This is a genomic window from Microcoleus sp. B3-D2 (assembly GCF_036705345.1).
In the GTDB taxonomy this organism is placed as follows: Bacteria; Cyanobacteriota; Cyanobacteriia; order Cyanobacteriales; family Microcoleaceae; genus Microcoleus.
The window spans coordinates 5959-19075 of sequence record NZ_JAUBUG010000059.1; the positions used below are offsets into that span (position 1 = coordinate 5959).

Here is a 13117-nt window from a genome sequence, read left to right on the forward strand (position 1 = left end):
ATGCTTACTACGATAAAAAGGAATACGATCGCGCCATTGCCGATTTCAATCAAGCCCTAAAACTCAATCCTAAAGATGCAGACACCTTCTACAATCGCGGCAATGCTTACGGCGATAAAAAGGAATACGATCGCGCCATTGCCGATTTCAATCAAGCCCTTCTACTCAATCCTAAAGATGCAGACACCTTCTACAATCGCGGCAATGCTTACTACGATAAAAAGGAATACGATCGCGCCATTGCCGATTTCAATCAAGCCCTAAAACTCAATCCTAAAGATACAGTAACCTTCTACAATCGCGGCAATGCTTACTACGATAAAAAGGAATACGATCGCGCCATTGCCGATTTCAATCAAGCCCTAAAACTCAATCCTAAAGATGCAGACGCCTTCTACAATCGCGGCAATGCTTACTACGATAAAAAGGAATACGATCGCGCCATTGCCGATTTCAATCAAGCCCTAAAACTCAATCCTAAATACGCAGAAGCCTTCTACAATCGCGGCATTGCTTATGAACTCAAAGGCGACAAAGTAAAAGCAATTGAAAGCTATCGCCAAGCTTTAGCCGTCGCTCAAGATCCGCAGGTGAAGGAGTTGGCCCAGCGGAAGCTGAAAGAACGGGAAGGGAAGTAATTTTAAATTTTAGATGATAACTAGAAAGGATATTCTATTTTACTTAGTCTACTTAATTCAAGCTATGATATAATTAGTCATCCGATTTTGTATATGACTCTGAAGATGAGACGTTAAGTTTAGAATTGGTTGAGTTTCAGATTAGTTTAAGGGATATTTACGGGGTGCATCTCACTTTTGCAAATATATGAAAAAAGCGCGAAAATGAAAAAGCTAGTAAAACTGTGAAAAAAGATGAGGGAAAAAAATGACACCCGAAGACCAAAAGCGCCTAAAAGCACACTTAAAAGAGGTAGCATCCATTCTTTACAGAAATACAGATTCAACCGAACTGTCAAATTTTGAATGTATCTAAAAAACTCTCCGTCAAAAAATATTATCAGAAGTGGGACCAGAATTAGGTAGCTTTTTTTTTCAACAGCATCAGGAATTAAAACAGGAAGAACACGAACAGTAAAATCTGTAGTTGGGTCGCTCAGGATTACAAATAATCAGGCGGAATATTTCGGGTTAAAACCTTATAGTCAACTCAGTCCCATGATGGAAAAGTGTGCTCTGATAATCAGTGCCAATGAGTCTTATCAAAAAGGAGAAAAAGATTTAGAAACATTTACGGGAATCCCAGTGTCTCATAGTACATTACAGAGATTAGTAAAGAACCAACAATTTGAATTGCCTACATCTAAACAAGGAGTCCAAGAAATTACCTTAGATGGAGGTAAAGTCAGGCTACGCACCGAAAACAAGGGTGAGCCATGTTATTGGAAAGATTATAAAGCCCTGTGTTTAGATAATGTTTATTGCGGAGCTTTCTTTCAAAATAATCAAGATTTAATTGATTGGAGTAATAGCCAAAAATTGCTAGACCCTATGTATTGTATAGGGGATGGTCATCCCGGAATTTGGAACTTATTTCAAGAAATTGGAGTGACTGAACAAAGGCAAGAAATCTTAGATTGGTATCATCTGAAAGAAAATCTCTATAAAGCAGGGGGTTCACTGAAACGCTCAAAGCAAGCAGAAAGTCTGTTGTGGTCAGGTCAAGTTAATCAAGTGATAAATTTATTTAAAGACCTGAAAAGAAAAGCATTTAAAACATTTTGCAATTATTTAGAGTTCCATCGCAACCGGATAGTTAACTACCAACACTATCAAGAAGAGTCCCTGAGTTCTATCGGTTCTGGAACAGTTGAATCAACGATTAAACGAATTGGGCTCAGGGTAAAATTATCGGGAGCGCAGTGGAATATCGAGAGTGTTGCCTCTATCCTTTCTCTGCGCTGTGCTTATCTCAATGGTCAACTTTCCACTTGATATATGTGCAAAACTGAGATGCACCCTATTTACGATCGCAGAAAATTTGAGATTCTTGAATGAGGATAATCTAAGAAATCAGGACACGGCAATGCCGTTTCCCTACAATGAATCGGGGTAGGGACACGGCAATGCCGTGTCCTCTATCATTCCGGTGCCTTAGCTAAAGACCTGCCGCACAAACAGCCGCACCAATTAACCCTACATTGGGATTCAAAACCAATCGAACGGGCATCATTTCTAACAGCGAATCCATCCGACCTTTGTGCGTAAAAGCTCGCATAAAACCCCCTTCTAGAATCAGCGGCAAAATCTTAGCAGCAATGCCGCCAGCTACGTACAAACCGCCGTAAGGTAACAATGTCACAGCCAGATTTCCCGCCACTGCACCGTAAGCTTCTACAAACATTTGCATTGTTTGTTCCGAAAGCCGATCGCACTTTTTGAGGGCCGCCTGTGCAATTGTCGCCCCCGGATCGACACTCTTTTCAGTTTTCCCGATTTCTGACTCCCATTTTTTGATAACTTCCTCTATCTCGGACGATTCAGGAGCAAACTTTTTGTCCCGCAAAAACTGGTAAATTGAAACAATCCCTTGTCCCGAAACTACACGCTCGATCGATATTCGGGAAATGTCGTGTTTTGCTAACAAATATTTTAGCAATTGAAACTCCAACTCCGAACGAGGAGCAAAGTCACCGTGCCCCCCTTCCGAAGAAAAAACCCTGATGCCATTTGCCTCGGGAATTCCAAAACAATTTCCCAAACCAGTACCCGCACCAATCACAGCAATTGGGTCGTATGGGCGGGGTTTTCCAACTTGCAAAGTGTGCAAATCTCGATCGTCCAAAGCCCACACGCCGTAGCCAACCGCGACAAAATCATTAATTAAACTAACGTGTGATATTCCTAATTCCTGTTCCAGACGCTTCGCATCCAGCATCCAAGGCAAATTAGTCAGTTTTGCAGTGTTGTTAACTACCGGGCCTGCGATCGCAAAACAAGCTTTTTCAGGCAATGGCGCAAAATCCAATTTCATAGCAGCTTCCGTCAAAAACTGCTGCACCATCGGCACTAAATCGGGAAACTCCCCGCTCGGATAGCGAAACTCGTAAAGAGCGTTCATTTCACCGTTAACAGTCCTTTCCACTAACCGCAAAATTGTCTTAGTTCCGCCAATATCGCCCGCTAATAATAATGCCATAAATCTCCTATTTAATTAGTAGTTGTCTTGATTTTGTTGCCGAATAACCCACCTAGTTTATAGCAATGATAGGCAGATTGGTGAACTCTTTTTTTAAACGAACCGCAGAGGTGCTCTTGACGCAGACAAAGAGAACAGACAGAGAAAGAGAGATTCTCTTGAGGGCTTGAATTTGCGATATTACCAACTGATTGATAACACTACTAATTTAAACACCCACAGTATTAATTGCCAACCAAGCCCGCAGCACCTCAGCCACAGTCCAAGCTTGAGCCGTGCAGCCCCGAGGCGAGTGAGGGGCGTCGCCCTCAAAAATTTCGCCCAGACTCCCAACTCCGCCGCCCCTTATATGATGTGCCATCGGTTCCAGGAATTCGCGAGCTTGTGCTGGGTTTTTGTATACGTGCAAGTGCGCCAAGACAAACGGGCCAATCAGCCAGCCCCAAACTGTGCCCTGGTGGTAGGCGCTGTCGCGCTGCAATTGGTCGCCTCCGTATGCGCCGCGATACTGTGGATGCTGGGGCGAGAGGCTGCGGAGGCCGACAGAAGTTAGAAGCTGTTGAGCGCAGGCGTCCACCACGCCGCGCTGCTGGATGGGCGTCAGTAACGGTGTATAGCGGGTTTCCTGGCGCATCCCCGCTGACAAGGAGTTGGCGGAGTGAGGAGGAATCGAGTCTAGGGGCAAGGATACGGCGAATATCTGGTTGGGCCGCAGGGAGCTATCGTGTCCGTCGGGGCCGTCCAGAACGTCGTAACAGTAACCGGTTGAGGCGTTCCAGAAGCGAGGGAATCCGGCGGCCGTTCGATCGCCCAATTGTTGGTATTCATTGTGAGGCTTGCCCAGTTTTTGAGCAAAACTTGCCATAGCTTGTATAGCATTGTACCAAAGCGCGCTGAGTTCGATCGGCTTACCAATCCGAGGCGTCACCACCCAATCGCCGATTTTCGCATCCATCCAAGTCAGTTGCACCCCGGTTTCGCCCGCGTAGACTAAACCGTCATCGGGATCGACGCGGATGTTATACCGAGTACCCTGCAAGTGCCAGTCCACAATCTCACATAACACCGGCCAGAGTTCGGTCAAAAGTTCGTCGTCGCCCGTGGCATCGATATAAGCGCGAATTGCCTCAAAGTACCACAGCGTCGCGTCTGCGGTGTTGTATTCCGGTTCGCCGCCCGCATCCGGGAAGCGGTTCGGCAGCATTCCCCGATCGACATACCGCGCAAATGTCCGCAAAATCGATCGCGCAATTTCCGATCGCCCGGTACAGATTGTGAGACCTGGCAAGCTAATCATCGTATCGCGCCCCCAGTCGCTGAACCAGGGATATCCGGCTACGATCGTTTTCCCCTCGGGTTCCTCCGGTAGCGGGCGGCTGACGATAAATTGGTCGGCGGCGAGCACTAAGTGATCGATCCAGTCGGGAGATTCGCTCACTTTTGACCAGTTTTGCAGCAGTTGTTGGTCATAAGTGCGACGCGATTCTAAAGCTGTACCGCCGTTGAGTTCTGGATTTTTCTCGGTGCTGGCTATCAATGTGAGAGAACTTCCCGGTGCGATCGTCATGTGAAAAGTCGCCGCCTGCAAGTGATCCTCGCAGCAATCCAATCCGCGGCGCTTTTCGGCTGCTAGATCCAATCCGTAATGCCAATTGTATAAGGGCGCAGAGACTCGAAATTTGGCCTCTGGTGTGGCATCTGTCAGCAAATACAGGGGTGCAGCCTTGGGAAATGCAGTCACGCAAACCCCGCGTTCCAAGGTTTCTAGGCTCATCTGCCAGTCGCCGGCGCTCGTCGTGTGGTGGTAGTCGCGGTAGTTGACTAGGGCTTTGACAGCGAGGGCGATCGGCTGTGAGGCACGGTGCAAGCGGTATTGAATATATGTTGTGTTAGCACCTTGCTGCATCCAAATCCGCTTTTCCAGGATAGCGTCGGCGAGAGCAAACCTCCAAACAGGCGTCGTGCCTTCTAGGTGAAAGCTTTCGATGTAGTTGTAGCCGTGGGGTTCCATCGTCGCGTCGGCCCAGCGGTTCGTATAAAGCGGATAGGCGCGATCGTGATACACCGCCGTCTCGTCCAGCTTGGCGAGCATCAAAGTGCGTCCCAGCGGGGGTTTGAGGGCAGCTACCAGCAAGCCGTGATAGCGGCGGGTGAGGAGATTTGCGATCGTCCCGCTAGCGTAACCGCCGATCCCGTTTGTGACCAACCACTCCCGAGACTCCGCCGAGTCGAGATTGCAGCAGATTTCCCGTCCAAAAGCCATAACCATAAAATCCACACTCGCGCTGATTTTTGACCTACCTTTAGGTAGATTTTCGACATGATATCAACCAGAAATATTAACGCTTCCAGGCCGTTAATTTGGCGATCGCCCCCGTGCCGATTCCTGCTCTAATTTAGACATAACCAACCGCTAATTTTGCCAGGTAGACAATTTTAGCCTTTGAGGCCTCTGTCTAAAGTTAGTTGTTTGTGATATTAAGTAATATTACCGTCTAAACAGGCGCGGAACGTTAAGGGCAAGCATTTGATAGCGCGTCGGGCGATCGAACTACCAACCTATTTTATAAGGAGAACAACTCAAAGTGAAGATAGGAGCCAATTACCTCGGCAATAACCAATGTGAATTTACCGTTTGGGCGCCCACCCTCAAACAAATCGCAGTCCAAATTGTTTCCCCAGAAAAACGCCTGATACCCCTGCAACAATCGGCAGAAGGTTATTGGCAAACCACAGCTACAGACATCGAACCAGGAACCCTTTACACTTACCAAATCGACGGCAAAACCGACCGACCAGACCCAGCCTCAAAATATCAACCCCAAGGCGTACACGCTCCGTCGCAAGTAATAGATGAAAATATTTTTACTTGGACTGACACAAACTGGCAAGGCGTGCCGCTAGCCGAAATGATTATTTACGAACTGCACGTCGGCACATTCACCCAAGCCGGAACATTTGAAGCAATAATTCCCCAGCTAAAACAACTTAAAGAATTGGGAATCAACGCCATCGAAATAATGCCAGTAGCCCAATTCCCCGGCGAGCGAAACTGGGGATACGACGGCGTATATCCCTACGCGGTTCAAAACTCCTACGGCGGCCCCGAAGGCTTCAAAACACTCGTCAACGCCTGCCACGAACACGGCATTTCAGTAATTCTTGATGTAGTTTTCAACCACCTCGGCCCCGAAGGAAACTACCTCCGTGACTTCGGCCCTTACTTTACATCAAAATACGGCTCAGTTTGGGGAGACCCCCTCAACTTCGACGACGCCTACAGCGACGGCGTACGCAACTACTTTATTGAAAACGCCCTCTACTGGTTTCGAGACTATCACATCGATGCCCTGAGATTAGATGCAATTCAAGCAATATTTGAAGTAGGTGCCAGACCTTTTTTACAAGAACTCTCTGATGCCACAGCCGATATTTCCCAAGAACTAGGGCGGAAACTTTACTTAATAGCCGAAAGCGATTTAAACGATATCCGCACTATACGTCCTAAAGAACTCGGTGGCTTCGGATTAGACGCCCAATGGTGCGATGACTTCCACCACGCACTGCACGCCTTGCTCACTGGAGAAGACGACCGATACTACCAAGATTTCGGCAAGTGCGAACACTTAGAAAAAGCCTTCAAAGAAAGCTTTGTTTACTCCGGCCAGTACGCCCCCCACAGAAAGCGGAAACACGGCAATTCTGTTAAGGATGAACCGGGTCATAAATTTCTGGTGTTTGCCCAAACCCACGACCAAATCGGCAACCGCATTTTGGGAGACCGACTCTCCAAATTAGTTGACTTGGAAGGATTGAAACTTGCAGCCGGCACAGTCTTAATTTCTCCCTACATTCCCTTCTTTTTTATGGGAGAAGAGTATGGAGAAGAAGCACCGTTTTTTTACTTCATTTCCCACTCGGACGAAAACTTAATTGAAGCTGTCCGCAAAGACAAACAACAAGAATTTAAAATTTTTGAAGGTCGAGGCGAGTTTAATGACCCCCAGAGTCCTGAGACTTTCAATAAGTGTAAGTTAAACTGGGAAAAACAAACCGAAGGCAAACACAAAATCCTTTGGGAATGGCACCAACATTTGATTCAACTGCGGCGGACAATACCAGCCCTTAAAAAACTCGACAAAAACAGTCTAGAAGTGTCCAGCATTGAAGCAGAAAAAATCTTATTTCTACGCCGATGGACAGATGACAGCCAGATATTCTGCATTCTAAACTTCAACAGGCAAGAGGTAGCTTTTACGGCTGCACTTCCCCAAGGCAACTGGAACAAAATTTTAGACTCTGCTGATGAAAAATGGATGGGTTCAGGTTCTAGCTTGCCTGACAAGATAAATTCAGAGCAAGAGTTGACTGTTAAACCCCAGAGTTTCGCACTCTACGAAATAATACAGAAATAGTAGGTTGGGCGGAGCGAAGCGTAGGGTTCGCTGCCGCTCAACCCAACAACTGATTTTAGATTGGCGATTTGAGATTTTAGATGGAAGCAAAAATCTCAAATCTCACTTAAATCTCAAATTGATGGGTTTGGGCGCAGTGAAACGGAGGGTTCGTTTTCCACTCAACCTACTATTTCTAATTTTAAACAACAAACCCGACCAACTAATTAATTAGGAGTAAAATTAAGATGAGAATTCCCACAACCACTTACCGGCTTCAATTTCATGCAGGTTTTAACTTTGAAGCCGCCAAACAAATCCTGAGCTATCTGGAAGATTTAGGAATTACCGACGTTTACGCTTCACCGATATTTAAAGCCAGAAAAGGCAGCTCTCACGGATACGATGTCGTTGACTCAAATCTGCTCAATCCCGAATTGGGAACATCAGAAAATTTTGAAGCCCTCACATACGAAATCAAGAAACGGAACATGGGATGGCTGCAAGATATTGTCCCAAACCACATGGCTTACGACACTCAAAACTTGCTGCTGTTAGACGTATTGGAACACGGGCCGGATTCCGACTATTTCGATTACTTCGATATTGAATGGAATCACGCTTACGAACATCTCAGAGGTCGAGTTTTGGCGCCGCTGCTGGGCAATTTTTATGGAGAGTGTCTGGAAAATGGCGAGATTCAACTCAAATACAGCGAAAATGGGCTGAGCATCAATTATTATAGCTTACAATTGCCAGTAAGAATTGAATCTTATGCTAAATTTATCAGTCATAATTTGGGGCATTTAGCCAGGGAATTAGGCAGACGCCATCCTGATTTTATCAAGTTTTTGGGGATTCTTTATTTGATTAAAAATACACCTTCAGAAACTAAAGGTAAAACCCGATACGATCAGATAGCTTTTGTCAAAGGACTGCTCTGGGAACTCTACAATCAAAATCCCCTTGTACAGGAATTCATCGATGAAAATATCAAAGTTTTTAACGGAGAAAAGGGAAATGCCGAAAGCTTTAATCTGCTAGACGATTTGCTTTCCGAGCAGTTTTACCGTCTGGCTTTCTGGAAAGTGGGGGCCGAAGAAATTAACTACCGAAGGTTTTTTACAGTCAACGAACTTATTTCGGTAAAAGTTGAAGAGGTTAAAGTTTTTCACAAAAACCATGCTCTGATATTTGACATGGTTGATGAGGAAAAGTTTACCGGATTGAGAATCGACCACATCGACGGACTGTACGACCCCACAGAATATTTGAAACGGCTCCGGGAGAAAACCGGAGACACTTACATTACTGTTGAAAAGATTCTGGAACACGAAGAAGATTTGCCGTCATATTGGCCGATTGAGGGAACTAGCGGCTACGACTTTTTGAATTACGTAAACGGCGTTTTTTGTCGGTGCGATCGCGAACAGCAATTTAGCGAAATATATCATAGATTTACTCGCTTGACCGTTCCCTACGAACAGTTGTTTTTAGATAAAAAAGGGCTGATTGTTGAGAAAAACTTGGCGGGAGATGTAGACAATCTAGCTCAACTTTTGAAGAATATCTCCGGTCAATCGAGACAGGGAAATGATTTTACTCGTCCCGGTTTGGAAAAAGCATTGGCGGCTGTTTTGACGATTTTTCCAGTCTACCGGACTTACATCAATCAAGATGGTTTGAGAGAGTCCGATCGCACTTACGTAAAATATGCGATCGCTCACGCGAAAGAACAAGTACCGCGACTTCTCAAGGAACTTAAATTTATCGAAACGGTGCTGTTGCTGGAAGAAGAAGAAACCCTAACAACCGAACAAAAAGAGCAGCGCCGGCACTTTGTAATGAAACTCCAGCAGTTGACAGGGCCTTTGATGGCCAAAGGCGTTGAAGACACGCTTTTATACGTCTACTATCGGCTTTTATCGCTCAACGAAGTGGGAGGAAACCCCAGTCAGTTCGGCGTGTCGCTGGTAGATTTTCACGAGTTCAACAAAAAGCAGCAAGTCGCTTGGCCGCACAAAATGAATGCTACAGCTACCCACGATACCAAACGCGGCGAAGATGTGCGAGCTCGAATTAACGTTTTGTCCGAAATTCCCGATGAATGGGAACAGCAAGTCAAGTCTTGGAGAGAGCTAAACTCTTCTAAGAAAGTCAACTTTGTGAATCGAATGGTTCCCAGTACTAACGACGAATACTTCTTGTACCAAACTATGATCGGCACTTTTCCCTTTGAGGGAATTGAAAACACTGATTATGTCGATCGCCTGAAAGATTATGCCATTAAAGCCGTCCGCGAAGCCAAAGTTTATACGGCTTGGCTGAGACCGGATAACGACTACGAAGCTGGTTTTATGACCTTTATCGATAGTGTTCTCGAACCTTCGGAACAAAATCAGTTTCTCAGCAAATTTATACCTTTCTGCAAAAAAGTAGCTAATTACGGAATTTTCAATTCTTTATCTCAAACGCTGCTGAAACTCGCTGCTCCGGGCGTTCCAGACATTTATCAAGGGACGGAATTCTGGGATTTAAGCCACGTCGATCCGGATAACCGCCGTCCCGTTGATTTTGACCGCAGAATCGAGGTTTTGCGGGAAATTAAAGAGCAAGCTCAGACGGATACTTTGCAACTGGTTGAAGATTTGATTGCGACGCGAGAAGACGCGAGAATTAAGTTATTTTTGACGACAAGAGTGCTAGAAGCCCGAAAAAAATACTTGCAAGTTTTTCAATCAGGCGATTATCTGCCCCTGCAAGCAGTTGGCACGTTTAAAGATAACGTTGTTGCCTTTGCCAGAAGCTTTGAAGATACTACAGTTATTGTCATTGCTCCCCGGTTTTTCACGGGAATTGTCAAACCGGAAGAATTGCCGATCGGCAAACAAGTCTGGAAAGATACTAATTTGAAATTATCCGACCAAATGCCGTCGGTTTGGAAAGATGCAATTACAAATCAGGCGGTAGAAAGTAACGGTACGTTGGCAATTGGTGAAGCTCTGAGTTACTTTCCGGTAGCTCTGCTGATCGGTGAAAAATAGCAATTAAAAGCTGGAAAATTCAATAATTTTCCGAGATTCCCAGGAGGGGGACTTGAGGCTCTCCCTCAATAATATATTCCTTCCCAGGCACAGCCTGGAAGTAAACTGATAGGGACAGGGCATTGCCGTGTCCCTTTTCAGAATTGAAATTAAACCTGATTTGAAGCCAAAAAACCGATCGCCCCTACCAACCAAACAAAATTTATACAACAAAGACGGCAAATACAACACAACGTATACGGTTTGCCACAATACCCGAATGGATCGCACACCGTACATTGGGAAGAGTAAAGAAAAGCAAAGCAGTCAACAACTGTAGCGGTGCAAGCCTCACGGATGCAACCGTCCCCCAATAGGTTCGGTAAATACCCCTTCATCGCAAGGTCTACCGCCCGCAGTATAGAGATAAGCACCCTATCGAAGACTGTATTAAAGCAGGACTCACTACCCGTAAACCGCGAGGTAAAATCGCAGTCCTGAATAACCAGACTATCGCACAGATAGAACACCAAAATTTTGTAGAGATTGGAGCCGGAACACCCCTATGGGAAAAGTAGTTGGAATTGACTTAGGTACGACAAACTCCTGCGTCGCAGTTATGGAAGGCGGCAAACCCACCGTCATAGCCAACGCCGAAGGGGGTCGCACCACACCTTCCGTAGTAGCTTATGCTAAAAATGGCGATCAACTTGTCGGACAAATCGCCAAGCGTCAAGCCGTGATGAACGCCGAAAACACCTTTTACTCAGTAAAACGGTTTATCGGGCGTCGGGTTGATGAAGTAACCCACGAAACCACTGAAGTTTCCTACAAAGTTCTCAAAGTTGGCAACAGCCTCAAACTAGACTGTCCCGCCCGCGGCAAGCAATTTGCACCAGAAGAAATTTCTGCACAAGTTCTCCGCAAACTCGTAGAAGACGCCAGCAAATACCTCGGCGAAACAGTTACCCAAGCGGTAATTACTGTTCCCGCTTACTTCAACGACTCCCAGCGCCAAGCTACGAAAGACGCGGGAAAAATTGCCGGTATAGAAGTGCTGCGGATTATTAACGAACCTACAGCAGCAGCTTTAGCTTACGGGTTAGATAAAAAGAGCAACGAAACCATCCTCGTATTTGACTTAGGTGGCGGTACTTTCGACGTATCTATTCTTGAAGTAGGCGACGGCGTGTTTGAAGTGTTAGCAACTTCTGGAGACACTCACCTCGGCGGTGACGATTTTGATAAAAAAATTGTTGATTTCATCGCTAACGAATTCCAAAGAGCCGAAGGCATTGACCTCCGCAAAGACAAACAAGCACTGCAACGCCTGACGGAAGCAGCAGAAAAAGCCAAGATTGAACTTTCGAGCGTTACCCAAGCAGAAATCAACCTGCCGTTTATTACCGCGACTCAAGACGGGCCAAAACACTTGGACACGACTTTGACGCGGGGCAAGTTTGAAGAACTGTGCTCGGATTTGATCGATCGCTCTCGCATCCCGGTAGAAAACGCGATCCGCGACGCCAAATTAGACAAATCGGCAATTAATGAAGTCGTCTTAGTTGGTGGTTCGACGCGGATTCCTGCGGTGCAAGAACTGGTCAAAAAACTCCTCGGCAAAGACCCCAACCAAACGGTAAACCCGGACGAAGTGGTCGCAGTGGGTGCAGCAATTCAAGCAGGCGTACTCTCCGGCGAAGTCAAAGACATTCTGTTGCTCGACGTTACTCCGCTGTCTCTCGGCGTCGAAACCTTGGGCGGCGTGATGACCAAAATCATTCCCCGCAACACCACTATTCCTACCAAGAAGTCGGAAACTTTCTCGACTGCTGTAGACGGCCAAACAAACGTGGAAATTCACGTTTTGCAAGGCGAACGGGAAATGGCAAACGATAACAAGGATTTGGGAACCTTCCGCTTAGATGGAGTTCCACCAGCCCCCCGTGGCGTACCTCAAATTGAAGTTACTTTCGATATCGATGCTAACGGTATTTTGAATGTAGCTGCTAAGGATAAAGGTACTGGTAAGGAGCAATCGATTAGCATTACTGGTGCTTCTACTTTGCCCAGCAATGAAGTCGAGAAAATGGTCAAGGAAGCCGAGGCCAATGCGGCTGCTGACAAAGAGCGTCGCGAAAGGATCGATCGCAAAAACCAAGGCGATTCTTTAGCCTATCAAATTGAGAAGCAGTTGGCAGAATTGGGTGATAAAGTTCCCGCTGCTGACAAGACTAAGGTTGAAGGCTTGATCAAAGACTTGCGCGATGCGATCGCCAGTGAAGATGACGATCGGATCAAAACCTTGACAACAGAGTTGCAGCAAGCATTCTACGCTGTCAGCAGCAACCTGTACCAGCAAGCAGGTGGCCCAACTGATGGCGCTGGCGGCCCTGGTGGCTATGGAGACGGCGGCCCCACTGGCGGCGGCGACGACGTGATTGACGCCGACTTCACAGAAGGCAACAAATAAAAGGCTAAATTAAAAGCCCCCAGCTAGAAGCAAGAAACCCGGTTTTGAACAGAAACCGGGTTTCTGTTCAT

General features: G+C 46.3%; 6 protein-coding genes and 1 pseudogene. 5 read left to right on the forward strand and 2 right to left on the reverse strand.

Annotation, left to right across the window (positions count from 1 at the left end):
* Together QUB14_RS20855 and QUB14_RS20860 are read left to right on the forward strand one after the other, a co-directional pair.
* Positions 1-638, forward strand: a 638-nt coding sequence (locus QUB14_RS20855; RefSeq protein ID WP_333297310.1) for a tetratricopeptide repeat protein, incomplete at its 5' end; no start/stop codon positions are given.
* A 247-nt stretch (positions 639-885) separates the two neighbouring features.
* Positions 886-1952 (forward strand): annotated as a pseudogene (locus tag QUB14_RS20860) (ISKra4 family transposase).
* Between the two features lie 163 nt (positions 1953-2115).
* On the opposite strand, the gene QUB14_RS20865 reads toward QUB14_RS20860, so the two are convergent.
* Entirely contained in the window at positions 2116-3156 is a 1041-nt protein-coding gene (locus tag QUB14_RS20865; protein WP_333214837.1) for a glucokinase, read from the reverse strand.
* A gap of 208 nt (positions 3157-3364) precedes the next feature.
* Positions 3365-5425, reverse strand: a complete 2061-nt coding sequence (locus QUB14_RS20870) for an amylo-alpha-1,6-glucosidase (protein ID WP_333214885.1) — start codon at positions 5423-5425, stop codon at positions 3365-3367.
* 316 nt (positions 5426-5741) lie between these two features.
* Here QUB14_RS20870 and treZ point away from each other — a divergent pair, with 316 nt between their 5' ends.
* From treZ to dnaK, 3 genes are all read left to right on the forward strand, one after another.
* A complete protein-coding gene (treZ, locus tag QUB14_RS20875; protein ID WP_333214838.1) occupies positions 5742-7571 on the forward strand; it encodes a malto-oligosyltrehalose trehalohydrolase in 1830 nt (609 codons plus the stop codon).
* A 227-nt stretch (positions 7572-7798) separates the two neighbouring features.
* On the forward strand, positions 7799-10594 hold the full coding sequence (gene treY, locus QUB14_RS20880; RefSeq protein ID WP_333214839.1) for a malto-oligosyltrehalose synthase: 2796 nt from the start codon (positions 7799-7801) through the stop codon (positions 10592-10594).
* 544 nt (positions 10595-11138) lie between these two features.
* Positions 11139-13046, forward strand: a complete 1908-nt coding sequence (dnaK, locus tag QUB14_RS20885) for a molecular chaperone DnaK (protein WP_333214841.1) — start codon at positions 11139-11141, stop codon at positions 13044-13046.
* Positions 13047-13117 lie beyond the last annotated feature (71 nt).

Bases quoted from the DNA above. Each gene is read 5' to 3' on its own strand.
- QUB14_RS20865 (WP_333214837.1), bottom strand. From the start codon at position 3,156: ATGGCATTATTATTAGCGGGCGATATTGGCGGAACTAAGACAATTTTG.
- dnaK (WP_333214841.1), top strand. From the start codon at position 11,139: ATGGGAAAAGTAGTTGGAATTGACTTAGGTACGACAAACTCCTGCGTC.
- treY (WP_333214839.1), top strand. From the start codon at position 7,799: ATGAGAATTCCCACAACCACTTACCGGCTTCAATTTCATGCAGGTTTT.
- QUB14_RS20870 (WP_333214885.1), bottom strand. From the start codon at position 5,425: ATGGTTATGGCTTTTGGACGGGAAATCTGCTGCAATCTCGACTCGGCG.